The sequence below is a fragment of the Erwinia endophytica genome, from assembly GCF_009295515.1.
GTDB lineage: Bacteria > Pseudomonadota > Gammaproteobacteria > Enterobacterales > Enterobacteriaceae > Erwinia > Erwinia endophytica.
This window is the reverse complement of record NZ_RQVV01000026.1, coordinates 74,517-91,062: the sequence shown is the minus strand read 5'-3', so window position 1 is coordinate 91,062 and position 16,546 is coordinate 74,517. Positions and strand designations below refer to the sequence as shown.

Below are 16,546 nucleotides of genomic sequence, written 5' to 3'. Positions count from 1 at the left end.
GGGTGTTAACCATGCCGATACAGGTGTTACCTCCCCAGCTCGCTAATCAGATTGCGGCGGGGGAAGTGGTGGAGCGTCCCGCATCGGTAGTGAAGGAACTGGTAGAGAACAGTCTGGACGCCGGGGCGACACGGATTGATATCGAAATTGATAAAGGTGGCGCAAAGCTGATCCGCATCCGCGATAACGGTTGCGGTATCGGTAAAGATGAGCTGGCCCTGGCCCTGGCTCGCCATGCCACCAGTAAAATCATGACGCTGGATGATCTGGAGGCGATCAGCAGTCTGGGTTTTCGTGGAGAAGCGTTGGCCAGTATTAGTTCGGTATCGCGCCTGACGCTGACCTCCCGTACGGCAGCGCAAAATGAAGCATGGCAAGCGTATGCAGAAGGGCGAGACATGGCGGTGACGGTTAAACCGGCTGCTCATCCTGTGGGTACCACGCTGGAAGTGTTGGATCTGTTTTACAATACCCCGGCGCGGCGTAAGTTTATGCGTACCGAAAAAACCGAATTCACGCACATTGATGAAATCATTCGACGTATTGCGCTGGCACGTTTTGATGTGGCTTTCTCGCTTAGTCATAACGGCAAACTGATGCGGCAGTATCGCGGCGTTTCAGACAATAGCCAGCGTGAACGTCGCCTTGGCTCTATCTGCGGTACGGCCTTCCTCAGTCATGCGCTGGCGATTGAATGGCAACATGGCGACCTGAGTTTACGCGGCTGGGTTGCCGACCCTGCGGGTTCCCGTGCTATAACCGATCTGCAATATTGCTACGTTAATGGCCGGATGATGCGTGACCGCTTGATCAATCATGCCATTCGTCAGGCCTACCAGGATAAGTTGGGTGACAATAATCAACCGGCCTATGTCTTGTATCTGGAGATTGATCCGCATCAGGTTGATGTCAACGTGCATCCGGCCAAGCATGAAGTGCGTTTCCATCAGTCGCGTCTGGTGCATGATTTTATCTATCAGGGTGTGATCAGCGTCCTGCAGGAAACCGGCGTGGAAACGTTACCGACTGGCGAAGAGGATGCCCCGGTAGAGCGTTGGCAGCCTGAGAACCGCCAGGCCGCGGGTGGTAATCACTTCTCTTCTCCTGCCGCGACAGGAAATACGACCACAGGCGGCACTTCGCCGTCTGACGACTATCAGACGGCAACTTCCGGTGCAGCTCAGGCTGGCTGGCAGCGGCAACCCCCTCAGTATCGGAAGAAAGAGGGGGCGGTTTATCAACAGCTATTGAAAACGCCAGCGGTGTCTCGTGTTCAGGAATCGACGCCGGTTACTGAACGGATTAATCACGCCTCTACTGCTGTGGCTGAAGGTGTTCAGGAATCTCCGCTGAGCGGTCACAGTCAGGGCTTTGGCCGGGTGCTGGCAGTGATACGCGAAAATTATGCGTTGTTGGAGTCTGGCGATCGTTTGATGCTGATCGCATTACCGGTGGCGGAGCGTTGGCTGAAACAGGTGCAACTGCTGCCAGGCGATGAGGGGCTGAAACCACAGCCCTTGTTGATCCCACTCCGCATAAAAATGGATAAACCGGAACGCGAGGTGATCGGGCGGCATTCAACGTTATTGATGCAGATGGGGATTGAACTGTTGGTTGACGGTCATCATGTGACGCTCCGCGCGGTTCCTTTACCATTACGCCAACAAAATTTACAAAACTTGATTCCAGAACTGTTAGGCTATCTTGCCCGACAGCAACAAGATGTGTCGGCGACACAAACGGCGCAATGGTTAGCGCGTCATACCGTAACCGAGCATCCGCACTGGAATCACTCGCAGTCTATCGCGCTGTTGACTGAAGTTGAAAGGCTCTGCCCACAGTGGGTGAAATCGCCCCCTTCTGGATTAATGCAGGACATCGATATCGAACCGGCGATGAACGCCTTGAAGTATGAGTGAAACATCCAGGGCTGGCCGGCCAAAGGCTATTTTTTTGATGGGACCGACGGCTTCCGGTAAAACCGCACTGGCCATTGCGTTGCGCCAGCAGCTTCCCGTTGAGTTGATCAGTGTAGACTCCGCCCTGATTTATCGGGGAATGGATATTGGGACGGCTAAGCCGTCAGTGGAAGAACAGCGGCTGGCGCCTCATCGTTTGCTGGATATCCGCGACCCCTCCGAAACGTATTCGGCTGCAGAGTTTTGTCGCGATGCGTTGGCAGAAATGGCGAAAATTAGCCAAAGTGGGCGGATTCCGTTGCTTGTTGGTGGCACCATGCTCTATTACAAGGCGTTACTGGAAGGATTATCGCCGTTGCCCCCGGCGGATCCGGTCGTGCGCCAACGTATTGAGCAAAGAGCGAGTGAAGAAGGTTGGGGTGCCCTTCACCGTCAATTATGTGAAATAGATCCCATTGCTGGAAATCGTATTCATCCGAATGATCCCCAGAGACTTTCGCGAGCACTGGAAGTTTTTTTTATTTCGGGTAAAACTTTAACGGAACTGACTAAAACGGCGGGCGAAATATTGCCGTACGATGTTGCCCAGTTCGCGATTGCTCCTCAGCAGCGTGAACTCCTCCATAAACGTATTGAATTGCGTTTTCAGCAGATGTTAACGTTGGGATTTGAAGCGGAGGCTCGGGCGTTGTTTGCTCGAGGTGATTTGCATACGGAGATGCCTTCCATTCGTTGTGTGGGATATCGCCAGATGTGGTCATATTTGGCTGGCGAGATCAACTACGATGATATGGTTTATCGAGGAATTTGCGCGACCCGGCAGTTGGCTAAGCGTCAGATGACCTGGCTTCGTGGTTGGGCAGGAGTTCACTGGCTGGATACTGAACAGCCTGAGCGTGCGCTGGCGACGATACTTCAGGTTCTTAGTGCGAAGCGTGGGTGATTGTGTACAATTGGTGCGTTATCGTGCGCAAATTTTTACGCAGTATTTCAGGGCTTGGGCCCTTAAAGTAGTAAACAACAAGCATATAAGGAAAAGATAGAATGGCTAAGGGGCAATCATTGCAAGATCCGTTCTTGAACGCACTGCGTCGTGAACGTGTTCCAGTTTCAATTTATTTGGTGAACGGTATCAAACTGCAGGGGCAAATCGAGTCGTTTGATCAATTTGTTATTTTATTGAAAAACACGGTGAGTCAGATGGTGTACAAGCACGCCATCTCTACCGTGGTTCCGTCCCGTCCGGTTTCCCATCACAGTAATAATACGACCGGCGGAAGCAGCAACTATCATCACGGTGGCAGTAATCAGGGGGCTTCATCCCAGCCTCAGCAAGACGGTGAAGACGCAGAATAATCACGTTTTTCAGGACGGGTTTCGCTGAGGTTCAGGTCCCGTCCTGATAATCTTCTTTTTATCTGGTCTGGCCCATTTCGGTGACATGGGTGAGATTATGTCCTGAATATGCCGTTTTAACGCTCATTTTGAATCTGATTTTGACGCAGTATGGCCACCGCGTAGCAGGTTTAACAAGGTTCTGAGAGGTTTCTGGTTTGTTTGACCGTTATGATGCCGGTGAGCAGGCTGTACTGGTGCACATTTATTTCTCCCAAGACAGAGATGTGGAAGATCTTCAGGAGTTTGAAACTCTGGTGTCTTCTGCTGGTGTTGAAGCTCTGTGTGTCGTAACAGGCAGCCGTAAAGCGCCTCATCCTAAATATTTTGTCGGTGAAGGGAAGGCAACCGAAATTGCTGACGCAGTGAAAGCCAGCGGTGCTACGGTAGTGCTGTTCGATCACGCCCTGAGTCCGGCACAGGAACGTAATCTGGAAGCGCTGTGTGAATGCCGCGTTATTGACCGTACTGGATTGATTTTAGATATCTTTGCCCAGCGCGCACGTACCCATGAAGGTAAACTGCAGGTGGAACTGGCTCAGCTTCGCCATCTTGCCACGCGCCTGGTTCGTGGCTGGACCCACCTTGAACGCCAGAAAGGCGGTATTGGTTTGCGGGGTCCGGGCGAAACCCAGTTGGAAACTGACCGTCGTTTACTGCGCAACCGTATTACGTTGATCCTTTCCCGGCTAGAGCGCGTAGAAAAGCAGCGCGAGCAGGGCAGGCAGGCCCGTAGTAAAGCCGATGTGCCCACCGTCTCGCTGGTGGGTTATACCAACGCCGGTAAATCCACTTTGTTTAACTTTCTGACAGCTGCGAAGGTGTATGCTGCTGATCAGTTATTTGCCACACTGGACCCAACGTTGCGTCGGGTGGATGTGGCCGATGTGGGTGAGGTGGTATTGGCCGATACGGTTGGTTTTATCCGCCACCTGCCGCACGATCTGGTCGCTGCGTTTAAAGCGACGCTGCAGGAAACCCGGCAGGCCACGCTGTTGTTACATGTGATTGACGCAGCAGACTTGCGGGTGAATGAGAATATCGCTGCGGTGGAAGAGGTATTGGCAGAGATTGAATCTGATGACATTCCCACCCTGCAGGTAATGAATAAGATTGACATGCTGGAGAATTTTGTTCCCAGGATTGATCGTAATGAAGAAAATCTGCCTGTTCGCGTCTGGTTGTCAGCACAAACGGGCGAGGGCATTCCGCTATTGTTTCAGGCGCTGAGCGAACGGCTGGCAGGCGAAATTGCCGAGTACGCTTTACGTTTGCCACCCGAAGCAGGGCGGCTACGCAGCCGTTTTTATCAGTTACAGGCAATCGAAAAAGAGTGGAATGAAGATGACGGCAGCGTGGGTTTAGCCGTACGCATGCCAATTGTTGACTGGCGCCGTCTGTGCAAACAGGAGCCGGGGCTGGTGGATTACATTGTTTGAACGATTTTGCATGATATCTATCCCGGCCTTGGGATAACACCGCACACACTATTAATGGAGTATAAACATGGCGTGGAATCAGCCCGGGAATAACGGACAGGACCGCGACCCGTGGGGAAGCAGCAATAATCAAGGCGGCAACTCTGGGGGAAATAAGGGAGGACGCGATAAGGGGCCTCCTGATTTAGACGATATTTTTCGTAAGTTGAGCAAAAAGCTTGGCGATTTTGGCGGTGGGAAAAACGGCAACAATGGCGGACAGAAAGCCTCTGGTTTTGGGGGGCGTGCAGTCGGTATTGTCGTGGTCGCCGCTGTCGTTATTTGGGTGGGCAGCGGCTTCTACACTATCAAAGAAGCAGAACGAGGTGTGGTGACGCGCTTTGGTAAATTCAGCCATCTGGTCGAACCAGGTTTAAACTGGAAGCCAACTTTTATCGATCAGGTTCGCGCGGTTAACGTTGAAGCCGTGCGCGAGTTGGCGGCCTCCGGTACGATGCTGACTGCTGATGAAAACGTGGTGCGCGTGGAAATGAACGTGCAGTACCGCGTGACAAATCCGGAGCGCTATCTGTTCGCGGTGACCAATGCTGATGACAGTCTGCGACAGGCTACCGATAGCGCGTTACGCGGAGTCATTGGTCGTTCCACGATGGATCGTATTTTAACGGAAGGCCGTACCGTGGTGCGTAGTGATACTCAGCGTGAGCTGGAAGAAACTATTCGTCCGTATGACATGGGGATCACTCTGCTGGATGTCAACTTCCAGGCTGCGCGCCCACCGGAAGAGGTGAAAGCGTCGTTTGATGATGCTATTGCCGCGCGTGAAAACCGTGAGCAATATGTGCGTGAAGCAGAGGCTTACGCGAATGAAGTGCAGCCGCGGGCAAACGGTCAGGCTCAGCGAATTCTGGAAGAAGCTCGCGCATACAAAACCCGTACTGTTTTGGAAGCCCAGGGGGAAGTGGATCGCTTTTCTCGGCTCCTGCCGGAATATAAAGCGGCTCCGCAGATAACCCGTGAACGTCTGTATATTGAAACCATGGAACGCGTCCTCAGTCATACCCGTAAAGTTCTGGTGAACGATAAGGGTAATAATCTGATGGTTCTGCCGCTGGATCAGTTGATGCGTGGTCAGAGCAGCGCTAAAGCCAGTGCTGTGCCAGACAGCAGCAGTAATCTGTTACGTCTGCCTCCGCCGACCAGTAACGATGATGCCAGCAGCAATAATAATAGCGGCATATCGAACAACAGTTCGGGAAGTTTCATGGATCAGCGCCGGGCAAATGCGCAGCGCAACGACACCCAGCGCGTAGGGGGAGAGTAAACGATGCGTAAGTCATTCATTATAGTACTGGCTGTTGTACTGGTGGTGCTGTACGCGTCACTGTTTGTTGTGCAGGAAGGCCAGCGTGGGATTGTGATGCGTTTTGGTAAAGTGCTGCGTGACCGGGAGAACAAACCACTGGTGTACCAACCCGGTATGCACTTCAAGATCCCTTTCCTGGAGTCAGTGAAATCACTGGATGCGCGTATCCAGACCATGGATAACCAGGCCGATCGCTTTGTGACCAAAGAGAAAAAAGATCTGATCGTCGATTCCTATATCAAGTGGCGGATCAGTGACTTCAGTCGTTATTACCTTGCGACGGGAGGCGGCGATGTTTCTCAGGCTGAGGTGTTGTTGAAGCGCAAATTCAGTGACCGGTTGCGTTCTGAAATTGGTCGTCTGGATGTGAAGGATATCGTTACCGATTCCCGTGGTCGTCTGACCACCGATGTCCGTGATGCATTGAACATGGGGAGCGCGGGGCAGGATGACGAAATCGCCACGCCGGCGGCGGATGATGCCATTGCTTCTGTTGCGGCTCGTGTGGAACGTGAAACCAGTGGCAAAGAACCGGCTATTAACCCGAACAGTATGGCGGCGCTGGGGATTCAGGTCGTGGACGTACGCATCAAGCAGATTAATCTGCCGACTGAGGTCTCTGATGCCATCTATAACCGTATGCGTGCTGAGCGTGAAGCGGTTGCCCGTAGTCAGCGTTCACAAGGTCAGGAAGAGGCTGAAAAATTGCGTGCAGCGGCAGACTATGAAGTTACTCGTACTCTGGCCGAAGCCCAGCGTTCTGCGCTGATCACGCGTGGTGAAGGTGATGCCGAGGCCGCTAAACTGTTTGCTGATGCGTTTAGCCAGGATCCGGACTTCTACGCCTTTATCCGTAGTCTGCGTGCTTATGAGAGTAGCTTCAAAAGTACACAGGATGTAATGGTGCTTAGCCCGGACAGTGATTTTTTCCGCTTTATGAAATCGCCTTCCAGTAGTACCACCAGCCACTAACAGTATTTGTTGAAATAACTGCCGGGAATCGTAATATTCCCGGCTTTTTATTGCTTGTATTTCGTTAATTACTTATATATTTGGTATTATTTTAATAAAATAAATCAAATAGGATGCCAAATCGTTTTAATAATTATTCATTTCTCTTTAGGAATGTTTAACATTGACGCTGTCTGGGGCATTGTGTAATCTCTCTTCTCGATTATTTTTAGAGTGGGAATGGTTTATTTTTAATTATAAAAAATAACATTATGGAAAGATTTTAATTTAAATGGTCAACATTCCTCTGTTTATGTGGTGAAACATGGAATGCTGCATCAGAAAAAGGATGACAGGAAATGGACTCTTCCAAAAAATCACGGCCGCTACGCTGTGTATTTTATTCGCATGATACTATGGGCTTTGGCCATATTCGGCGTAATATGCTGCTCAGTCAGGCGGTATTGAAAGCCTGCCCTGATGCGGAAGTCTTGCTGATCTCTGGGGTACGTGAAGCGGGACGATTTACGCTTCCACCCGGTGCTGACAGTCTTATTCTTCCTTCTTATATTAAAACTCCCGAAGGGAAATACCTCCCACGTTCATTGGGGAAAAAAATTAAATCTCTGGTCAAGTTGCGTGCGCAAGTTATTTACGCAGCCCTTAATGTATTTTTGCCCGATATTATGGTAGTGGATAACGTGCCGCGTGGCGCCATGCGTGAATTGGATCTGAGCTTCCCATTACTTTCAAGCAATAATACGCATATGGTGTTGGGATTGCGCGATATTATTGACGATCCGCAATCGGTAAAATATCAGTGGGATAAACAAGAGAATAATGAAGCCATTGAGAATTTTTACTCATCGATCTGGGTTTATGGTGATGACAAACTCTATGACATGCGTAAGGAATATTATTTAAACTCATCCATTCAACGGAAAATAACCTTTACCGGGTATCTGGATGCGGCTTGTCGTACGCAAACAGAAAGTCCTCGTGACGGCATTCTTCCCCCGCAGCAGCCTTATGTGCTCTGTGTGGTGGGGGGCGGCCAGGATGGTTTCCATCTGGCGCGGACTTTTGCTTGCGCGGTTTTACCTGAGGGGATGCAAGGGATTTTGGTGACCGGTTCAATGATGCCTGAAGCGCAGCGTCTGACGCTGAACCAACTGATTGCTGACCACCCAGAAAAACGCATCGTTGAGTTTGTCGCAGAACCGCTGAAGCTACTCCGTCATGCCAGCTCGGTCGTGGCGATGGGGGGATATAACACGGTGATGGAAATTCTCACCTTCGGTAAGGCGGCGTTGATTGTGCCGCGTGTTTCTCCCCGTCAGGAACAGTGGATCCGGGCCGAACGACTGGCCCAACTGGGGGTGATGGATTGTATTCACCCCGACAAACTGACCGTTGAGTTTTTAAATGAGTGGTTGGCGGAGCCACACAATTTTGTCTCGCCACGTGATGTACTCAATTTTTCTGGACTTGAGCAAGTGGCGGAAAGTGTTCAGGTCATGATGAAAGGGCGGGTCATCTGTAAGGAGAGCCTGTCATGGCAGTAGAAACGTTGCACGTAGGCTATGTCCTCAAGCGTTACCCTCGTTTTTCTGAAACTTTCGTGGTGAATGAAATTCTGGCCCACGAACGGGCGGGTATGAGGGTGGATATTTTTGCCCTCGGGCCGGTCATGGAAAGCCATTTCCAGCCGGATATTGGCAAGGTGCAGGCTCCTGTCATTCGCCTGAGCGATAAACAGCGCAATGTAGAAAGTTTCTGGGGGCTGGTCAGTGAGGCGCTGGATGTTCTGCCGGGCTTTGCCGAAAGATTGGCAGAGGAGAAAGCGCACAGTGTTCACGAACTGGCGCAGGGGATCAAGATGGCGTTGCTGATCAGGCAGCGGAACATCCAGCATCTGCATGCGCATTTTGCTACGCAGGCCGCTACCGTTGCCCGTTTGGCGGCAAAATTCAGTGGCGTGAGCTGGTCTTTAACCGCGCATGCGAAAGATATCTATTTCCATTATGAGCAGGATATTCAACTGCCTCGTAAGTTGCAGGATGCCAGCCATGTTGTCACGGTCTCGGACTACAACCTTCGCTGGCTTTGTGAGCAGTATGCCGCCAATAAGCAAAAAACCAGTCGTATTTATAACGGTCTGGATCTTCGGCAGTTTCCCTGGTGTTCACCTTACCAACGTCCGCCTGAAATCGTTGCGGCTGGCCGTCTGGTGGCTAAAAAAGGGTTTTTGTTGTTGATTGACTCCCTCGCGCGACTGCAAGCGATGGGATTATCGTTCCACTGTACCTTGATTGGTGACGGGCCGTTGCGGGAGCAGTTGGACGCTGGCATCCAGAACGCAGGGCTGGAAGAGCGAGTGACGTTGACGGGACCATTACCGCGTGACCGGGTGGCAGAGGCAATACAGCAGGCCGCCATGGTGGTGGCCCCTTGTACTATCAGCGAGGATGGCGATCGGGATGGTTTACCGACGATCCTGGTAGAGGCTATGGCCCTGGGAACACCGGTTATCTCAACCCGGGTGGTGGGGATCCCTGAACTGGTCGTGGATCAAGAAACAGGGCTGTGTGTTGAGCCTGATAATCCCGGGGAATTGGCACTGGCGATGGCTCGTCTGCTGCAAGAGGCTGACACCCGGGAAAAACTGTCTCGCCAGGCCAGGGAAATGATCGCTCGGGAATACGATGTGGATCGCAATACGGCAAAACTGAGAACTATTTTTCATTTGGGTCAGGGATAAGCCCGACAGTGAGCACTGAAAAGGATTTTTATTATGCGTATAGCTTACATCTGTGCCGATGTCGGTATTCCTGTTTTTGGTTGTAAAGGCGCTTCGGTTCATGTCCAGGAGGTGCTTCGCGCCTTGTTGAAAAAGGGAGCCCATATTGTACTTTTCGCCAGTCGGATCGGTGGTTCCCCTCCAGCTGATTTAGCGGGTGTTCAACTGGTTCGTTTGCCAGAGATCCCGGCAGGGGAGGCTCTGGTTCGTGCCCATGCCGCGTTGGAAAGCAATCAGCCGTTGGTACAGGCACTGAGCGAGCAGGGACCCTTTGACCTGGTTTATGAGCGTTATTCACTGTGGAGCTACGCCGGACTGGAATATGCCCATAGCCAGGGTTGGAAGACCGTGTTGGAAGTGAACGCGCCATTGATTGAAGAGCAGCGTAACTACCGACAATTGGTTGCTGAAGACCGGGCAGTCGACACATTACGCCGTTTACTGACCAGTGCGACGGCGGTTATTGCAGTATCCCCCGGCGTGAAAGATTATCTCGTCTCTTTTGCCGCGACTACGCAGCATATTCATGTAATAGCCAATGGGGTTAACCCACTGCGATTTGCGTGTACCTCGCGGCAGACACTCGCACAAGTGCCTTCAGGCGCGGTAGTCATTGGTTTTCTGGGGACGTTGAAACCGTGGCATGGCCTGGATACGTTGTTACAAGGGTTCGCGCGACTACAGGCACAGCGACCCGAGAGTTGGTTACTTATTGTGGGCGATGGGCCGGAAAAGGCCAGCCTGATGAATGAAGTAACGCACAGTGGTTTGATTGCTAATGTCGTTTTTACCGGTGCTGTTGATCCAGCCGCTGTCCCGCAGTGGTTGTCAGTCATGGATATCGCCGTGGCGCCTTATCCCGAAATGGCGGGATTCTACTTTTCACCGCTGAAAATCTACGAATATATGGCAGCAAACTTGCCCGTTGTCACCTCGCGGGTTGGTCATCTTGATCAGGTGATCAGTGACGGCAAGACCGGATTACTGGTGGAGCCGGGTCAACCTGCCGCGCTTTGCGCCGCGCTGAAGCGGTTGGTGGATGATGCTGCTTTGCGCAACCAACTGGGAACGGCGGCCAGAGAGCATGTTATCCAACATCACAGCTGGCAGGTGGTGGTTGAAGAAATACTGCAGGTCGCCGGTGTTGAGTTTAGTGGAAGAGCAACATGAAGTCCCATCCCTGGTTACGGGTGGCGTCCCGTTTTTCTCCCTGGCTCCATCAGCAACGCTGGTTAGTCATTCGGGCGCTTATTGCGCTGCTGTTGGCGACCTGTATGCGCCTGCTGGAGCCCTGGCCGCTGGCGTTTATCATTGACGATTTGCTGCGTCAACATGGCAACAGAATCCCCAGTAAGCTGGATGCTATGTTGCCTAATTTGAGCCTGGTAAATCTGCTGTTGATTTGCTCTGGTAGCGTCATTTTGATTGCAGCGATCAAAGCGGGCCTGAGCTATTTGAGCACCATTGGTCTGGCGGTTGCCGGGAGTCGGATAATCAGTTCCGCGCGCCGGGAACTGTTCAACCATCTGCAAAGCCTGTCGCTGGGGTTCCACCAGCGGGCAAAAACCGGCGACCTGACCACCCGATTAATTAATGATATCGGCATGCTGAGGGAAGCGATCATCACGGCTCTGGTGCCGCTATTAGCAAATATCCTGATTCTGATCGGTATGTTCAGCATGATGTTGTACATCAACTGGGAAATGACGTTGCTTTCATTGCTGTTAATGCCCGTGCTGCTCTGGATCACCCGAAAAACCAGTAGCAAAGTGCATAAGGTTAGCCGCGATCAGCGCAAACGAGAAGGGGCGCTGGCCGCCAGTTCGGCAGAATTCCTGGGGGCTATCGCGGTGGTACAGGCATTGTCTCTGGAAAATGTGGCCGCCAGGAGCTTTGCCAGTGATGATGGCAAAAGCCTGCAGCAAAACGTGAAGTCACGCCGTCTGCTGGCGGGACTGGAGCGTAAGGTCGACTTACTGATTGCAGTGGCCACCGCCCTGGTGTTGTTTTACGGCGCTAATAATGTGCTCAAAGGTTGGATGTCGGCAGGTGATTTGCTGATATTTGTTTCTTACCTGAAAAACTCCTTTCGCCCGGTACGCGAGTACGCCAAATATGCCGGTCGCCTGTCAAAGGCGTTAGCAGCCGGTGAACGGGTGACAACCTTGCTGGATATGAAGCCTGAAATTGTGGATCGACACGACGCGAAAGCCTTGTCTGGCGTCCGTGGGGAGATCTGCTTTGACCGGGTCAGTTTTGGCTATTCATCGGCAAGGGGGACAGGAAAAAATATTTTGCAGCAGGTCAGTTTTACGCTGAATGCCGGGGAATCGCTGGCGATCGTCGGGCCTTCCGGTACCGGTAAATCTACGCTGTTCAGCTTGCTACTGCGTTTATATGACCCGCTTGAGGGGCGGATTACGATTGATGGCCAGGATCTCCGCGACTGTACGGTGAAAAGCGTCCGGCAAAATATCAGTTATGTTCCACAGGACAACCTGCTGTTTGGTTTGACGGTACGTGAAAACATCGCGCTGGCCGCGACGGAGGCGGTGACGGATGAACAGATCTACGCCGCCGCCCGTCTGGCCAGAGCACACGATTTTATCCTGCGACTACCGGATGGCTACGACACAGTATTGAGTGAACGCGGCAACTCTCTTTCTGGCGGGCAACGCCAGCGGATTTCCGTAGCCCGTGCGGCGATCAGGTCCAGCCCTATCCTGTTGCTTGATGAGCCAGGTACGGGGCTGGATAGCGAGAGTGAGTACCATCTGATGGACGCATTGCGCCAACTGATGACTGGCAGGAGTACGCTGATCGTGACCCATAACCTCTCTTTTGCCGCCTGCGCTCAGCGCATTCTGCTGCTTGAGGAGGGGCAAGTCAGAGAACAAGGGACGCATGAACAGCTACTGGCAAATCGGGGACGTTATGCCGAACTGTGGGCTATGCAACAGTCCGACACATCACGGATGGCAGTTATTTAACAAGGAAAGGATGAATGTTACAGGAGAAAGACGCTGAAATTGTCAGCCGTGACCCGGGAGTGCCGGGGTTGGCCACATTATTGGATGCTGATCTGCTGTTGGATACATTGCGTGCGTTACCGCAGTTCGCCACGCTTCAGGCATTGACGATAGATTATGTGCGCTATAAACCAGCCAACAGTTGTGCGGTTAGTCTGCGACTGCAGTTTGCTGATGGTCAGCAACACTATCTGTTCGCCAAAGCATTGACTCCGGAGCGTTTTCTCTCCTCCTGGCATCATCCAAAAAGACAGGCTCTGGTAGCAAAGCGGGTTCCGTTGGCGCCAGTGGCGCTGCCCGAACGGGCGATCATCCTGACGTATCCCCAGTATGATCGCGGCTTGCCCGCGCTCCGGTTGCTCACTGCAACGCCAGATCGTGATGCTCTTTTTCACCGTTGGTTGCCAGGACTATCTGCCAGCGCGGAGCTTACGTTAAAAATTTTACGTTATAAACCAGAACGCAGATTACTGGCGTTGCTGAGCAGTAACAGACAACCCTATGCGGTGCTGCGTTTTGCCAGTGCCGGATGCTATGAAGCGATGCTGGCGGGGAACAAACTGGGAAACGCCGCAGGTGAGATCAGGCTGCTTTCCGCCCCCTGCGATTACCACCTGTTGATAACGGAATGGATTGAAGGCGAAACGCTATGTCCTGAGCAGGGGGGGCAATTGCCCAAAGGGGAGGCTTACGCCATGGGGAGTCAACTGGCGGGTATGCACTGTCGTGAGTTTTCCCGCACCACACGACCACCGGTTCTTCATGATGACATTAGCGATGCCTGGCGGGTTTTAAATACGTTACGCGTGGTGTTGCCAGAACAGGAAGCGGTATTTATGTCGTTGCTAACCGCCCTCAGCGACAGAATACGCCCGTCTTCTTTCAGCCCGGTGGTCATCCATGGCGACTTCTCTGTCGATCAGGTGGTCAGACGTCATGCCGATGGTCAGTTACAACTCATTGACTGGGATCGTGCGCGGCTGGGTAATCCGGCCATCGATTTAGCCTCGTTCCAGGCCCGGATCGAATTGCAAGTTATTGAGCAGACGGTTAGTCAGGATGTGGCGCGCCAGACTATCGCCGCCTTCCATGATGGTTATTGTCAGCGCAACGGCGTGCTGCCGCCGAATCTCAATGACCATGTCGCACTGGCGCTTCTGCAACTGGCGGTGGAACCGTTTCGCAAGCGTTCTGCGGGCTGGCCCCGGCATATTGCCGCGCTGATGCACAGGGCACAACAACTGACCGGGTCTGGTGACGCGTCTTTACAGCCGCTGCTGGACCGGTCGGCACTGGCTGGAACCTTGCGCAAGGCGCTGGGGTTATCCGCGGATAACACACTGATTGCGGCGGAGACGGTCACCAGTAAACCAGGTCGTCGGGCTGTGCTGGAATATCACTGGCACTCTCCACTGAGCGAACGGTTATTTTCTGTCATTGGTAAATATCGACATAAAGGGTTCGAACCTCTGGGATATGCGGTGCAACGGGCGTTATGGCATGGCGGATTCAGCGGGAACGCGGAGGTTATCGTGCCACAGCCGCTCGCGACGTTACCCGATCTCCATCTTTGGTTACAGCAGAAAGTGACCGGGACGCGGATGACTGATTTGCTCAATGTCGCCCACCAGTCGCCCGATGAGTTGGGTTACCGCACAGGCAAAGCGCTGGCAACATTGCACGGCAGTACCGCCGCACAGCAAGCCGTGGCGGGAAAAAAGTGGACAATGACGGATGAACTCGCGGTGTTGCGCCAGCGTCTTGCCGCCGCAGAAACAGCGCGTCCTGAATGGTCCGGAAGGATTAATGCTGTGGCCCGGTCATGTGAGCAACTGGCGCAGTTATTGCTCCCTTCTGTGGATGTTTTTATTCATCGGGATTTTTATCCGGCTCAACTGTTAGTGCCGGATGATGCGCCGCAACAAATTGTCATTCTCGATTTTGACCTTGCCACTACCGGGCCCGCCGCACTGGACGTGGGGAATTATCTGGCTCACTTGCAAGAGCAGGCGCTGCGTGAGACAGGAGATGAAACTGGGTTTTCAGGGTATGAGCAGGCTTTTATTGCCGGTTGGCAGGCGGCGTCCGGGCGGCAGGAAGACGGGAATATCGCGATATATACCGCTTTGGCGTTGGCTCGTCATATTGGTATCAGCCTGCAGTTCCCCGAGAGGCAGAGGATCACGGAGCGATTGCTGACGATATGCGAGGGCAGGATTCAGGCGTTGCTGGGTGTCAGGGAGGATCCGTGATGCGCCGCTATGGTGTCCTTATTGCCCTGTGTGTGTTGTTTTTTCCGTTTGAATCCGCAGCGAAACCCGAGGTTTCGCCAGAAAAACTTCGTCTTCGGCAGCTCAAACAGTCCGGGAATGTGGTTGTTGAGGACGCGTCGCAAACGCCTGTTAATATTCATCTGCGGGCGATCTTTGAAGCGGAAGAGATCAAAAACACGAAGCTCAGATACGGTGAGAAAAGAACGAACAAGATTGAAATTGAACCCACTCTACGGCTGGATATGACGGTTTTTCAGGGTAAACCGCTCTCTTTTTTTGGCGAAATGGAGTTTATCCAGAAGAAAAAACGCCAGACGGGAGGTTCAACCAATAACACGGACACCCTGAATTTTAATCAGGGTGGTTTGCAATTGAATGGATTGGTGATACCAGGCAGTACCGTGCGTTTAGGTCGTTGGCTGCTGCGTGATGAACGCCGGTGGTTGTTTGATGAGGATATTGATGGCGTCTACGCCCGCTTCGGCGATAAGTGGCTGACCGAAGTGGGGGCCGGACGGGTCAATTACTGGCAGCGTAACCTGCTGGATAGCAGTACGCGCGGCGATAATAACAACCTGATGACCTTACTTTCTCAATATGAAGTCAGTAAGCGCGGGCGATTAGGCGGTTATGTGGTCTGGCAGCATGATCGCTCCGCGGCGAAAAATGACCGGCAGTTGAATCTGGGGGTACGTTCCTGGTCGTCTCAGCGTGGCGCGCTCAGCCATTGGCTGGAGGTGGGAACCGTCAGAGGGCGGCAGGACGACCAATCTTTGCGGGGATATGCCGTGGATGGCGGAGCGACATTCCGACTGCTCAAGGTGCCGTTGCAGCCTCGTTTCACGCTTGGCTATGCGTGGGGAAGTGGTGATAGCGACGATGACGATGGTGTTTCTAAACGTTATCGTCAGACGGGGTTACAGGGTAATGAGGCCACGCTGGGTGGACTGGCGAAGTACAACATCTATGGCGCCGCGCTGGATCCCGAGCTGACCAATATCCATATCCTGACGGCTGGCGCCGGGATCAATGTGGGGAAAGAAGTATCCCTCGATCTTATTTATCACTATTATCGTCAGGATCATCTGGCTGCACTGGTTGAAGACACCACGGAACTGACAGCAAAGTATGATCGTATGACCACGAAAAAATTGGGATCGGCGTTGGATGTGGTGATTGGCTGGCGGCCGTATTCACAAGTTCGGCTGGAAGCCAGAGCGGGCTGGTTTGCCCCTTCATCGCGTTTTCATTCTGGTTCAAGCCATCGTAGTGCGCGGTCAAGTAGCGCCAGTTCGTGGTGGATGAAAGCAGAGATTCGCTTTTAACTGGCGCTGAGAAAAAATCTTTCACATTCACGGGGCGAATCTCAGGAAG

The 16,546-nt window shown here is 52.7% G+C and carries 12 protein-coding genes; all 12 read left to right on the top strand.

From position 1 onward, the window contains the following. The first annotated feature begins 11 nt into the window (after positions 1-11). The 12 genes from mutL (at position 12) to EH228_RS09325 (ending at position 16,497) form a co-directional block, all read left to right on the top strand. Positions 12-1,919 carry a DNA mismatch repair endonuclease MutL gene (gene mutL, locus EH228_RS09380; protein WP_152321417.1) on the top strand — a complete coding sequence of 636 codons (1,908 nt, stop codon included), beginning with the start codon at positions 12-14 and terminating at the stop codon, positions 1,917-1,919. Next, a complete protein-coding gene (gene miaA / locus EH228_RS09375; RefSeq protein WP_152321416.1) occupies positions 1,912-2,862 on the top strand; it encodes a tRNA (adenosine(37)-N6)-dimethylallyltransferase MiaA in 951 nt (316 codons plus the stop codon). Before mutL ends, miaA begins: the two co-directional genes overlap by 8 nt. Positions 2,863-2,963: 101 nt before the next feature. Continuing rightward, a complete protein-coding gene (gene hfq, locus EH228_RS09370) occupies positions 2,964-3,275 on the top strand; it encodes an RNA chaperone Hfq (protein ID WP_152321415.1) in 312 nt (103 codons plus the stop codon). A gap of 197 nt (positions 3,276-3,472) precedes the next feature. Then, complete coding sequence (hflX, locus tag EH228_RS09365; RefSeq protein WP_152321414.1) at positions 3,473-4,753, top strand: ribosome rescue GTPase HflX; 1,281 nt, start codon at positions 3,473-3,475, stop codon at positions 4,751-4,753. Positions 4,754-4,820: 67 nt separating this feature from the next. Beyond that, positions 4,821-6,077, top strand: coding sequence for an FtsH protease activity modulator HflK (gene hflK, locus EH228_RS09360; protein ID WP_152321413.1), 1,257 nt, complete (start codon positions 4,821-4,823; stop codon positions 6,075-6,077). Between the two features lie 3 nt (positions 6,078-6,080). Continuing rightward, positions 6,081-7,091 (top strand): protease modulator HflC, encoded by a 1,011-nt coding sequence (gene hflC / locus EH228_RS09355; protein WP_152321412.1) that lies wholly within the window; start codon positions 6,081-6,083, stop codon positions 7,089-7,091. Positions 7,092-7,429: 338 nt separating this feature from the next. Next, positions 7,430-8,635, top strand: coding sequence for a glycosyltransferase family protein (locus tag EH228_RS09350; RefSeq protein WP_204902655.1), 1,206 nt, complete (start codon positions 7,430-7,432; stop codon positions 8,633-8,635). Beyond that, positions 8,626-9,831 carry a glycosyltransferase family 4 protein gene (locus tag EH228_RS09345; protein WP_152321411.1) on the top strand — a complete coding sequence of 402 codons (1,206 nt, stop codon included), beginning with the start codon at positions 8,626-8,628 and terminating at the stop codon, positions 9,829-9,831. The genes EH228_RS09350 and EH228_RS09345 overlap by 10 nt, the downstream gene beginning before the upstream one ends. A 33-nt stretch (positions 9,832-9,864) precedes the next feature. Beyond that, complete coding sequence (locus EH228_RS09340) at positions 9,865-11,040, top strand: glycosyltransferase family 4 protein (protein ID WP_152321410.1); 1,176 nt, start codon at positions 9,865-9,867, stop codon at positions 11,038-11,040. Then, on the top strand, positions 11,037-12,860 hold the full coding sequence (locus tag EH228_RS09335) for an ABC transporter ATP-binding protein (protein WP_152321409.1): 1,824 nt from the start codon (positions 11,037-11,039) through the stop codon (positions 12,858-12,860). Before EH228_RS09340 ends, EH228_RS09335 begins: the two co-directional genes overlap by 4 nt. Positions 12,861-12,874: 14 nt before the next feature. Next, complete coding sequence (locus EH228_RS09330) at positions 12,875-15,151, top strand: phosphotransferase family protein (protein WP_152321408.1); 2,277 nt, start codon at positions 12,875-12,877, stop codon at positions 15,149-15,151. Next, positions 15,151-16,497 (top strand): alginate export family protein, encoded by a 1,347-nt coding sequence (locus EH228_RS09325; RefSeq protein WP_193323309.1) that lies wholly within the window; start codon positions 15,151-15,153, stop codon positions 16,495-16,497. The genes EH228_RS09330 and EH228_RS09325 overlap by 1 nt, the downstream gene beginning before the upstream one ends. The last annotated feature ends 49 nt before the right edge of the window (positions 16,498-16,546 follow it).

What these genes read in the sequence shown, in the direction of transcription:
- mutL (WP_152321417.1), top strand. Translation starts at nt 12, where the DNA reads ATGCCGATACAGGTGTTACCTCCCCAGCTCGCTAATCAGATTGCGGCG.
- miaA (WP_152321416.1), top strand. Translation starts at nt 1,912, where the DNA reads ATGAGTGAAACATCCAGGGCTGGCCGGCCAAAGGCTATTTTTTTGATG.
- hflK (WP_152321413.1), top strand. Translation starts at nt 4,821, where the DNA reads ATGGCGTGGAATCAGCCCGGGAATAACGGACAGGACCGCGACCCGTGG.
- EH228_RS09350 (WP_204902655.1), top strand. Translation starts at nt 7,430, where the DNA reads ATGGACTCTTCCAAAAAATCACGGCCGCTACGCTGTGTATTTTATTCG.
- hflC (WP_152321412.1), top strand. Translation starts at nt 6,081, where the DNA reads ATGCGTAAGTCATTCATTATAGTACTGGCTGTTGTACTGGTGGTGCTG.
- EH228_RS09330 (WP_152321408.1), top strand. Translation starts at nt 12,875, where the DNA reads ATGTTACAGGAGAAAGACGCTGAAATTGTCAGCCGTGACCCGGGAGTG.
- hfq (WP_152321415.1), top strand. Translation starts at nt 2,964, where the DNA reads ATGGCTAAGGGGCAATCATTGCAAGATCCGTTCTTGAACGCACTGCGT.
- EH228_RS09340 (WP_152321410.1), top strand. Translation starts at nt 9,865, where the DNA reads ATGCGTATAGCTTACATCTGTGCCGATGTCGGTATTCCTGTTTTTGGT.
- EH228_RS09325 (WP_193323309.1), top strand. Translation starts at nt 15,151, where the DNA reads ATGCGCCGCTATGGTGTCCTTATTGCCCTGTGTGTGTTGTTTTTTCCG.
- EH228_RS09335 (WP_152321409.1), top strand. Translation starts at nt 11,037, where the DNA reads ATGAAGTCCCATCCCTGGTTACGGGTGGCGTCCCGTTTTTCTCCCTGG.
- EH228_RS09345 (WP_152321411.1), top strand. Translation starts at nt 8,626, where the DNA reads ATGGCAGTAGAAACGTTGCACGTAGGCTATGTCCTCAAGCGTTACCCT.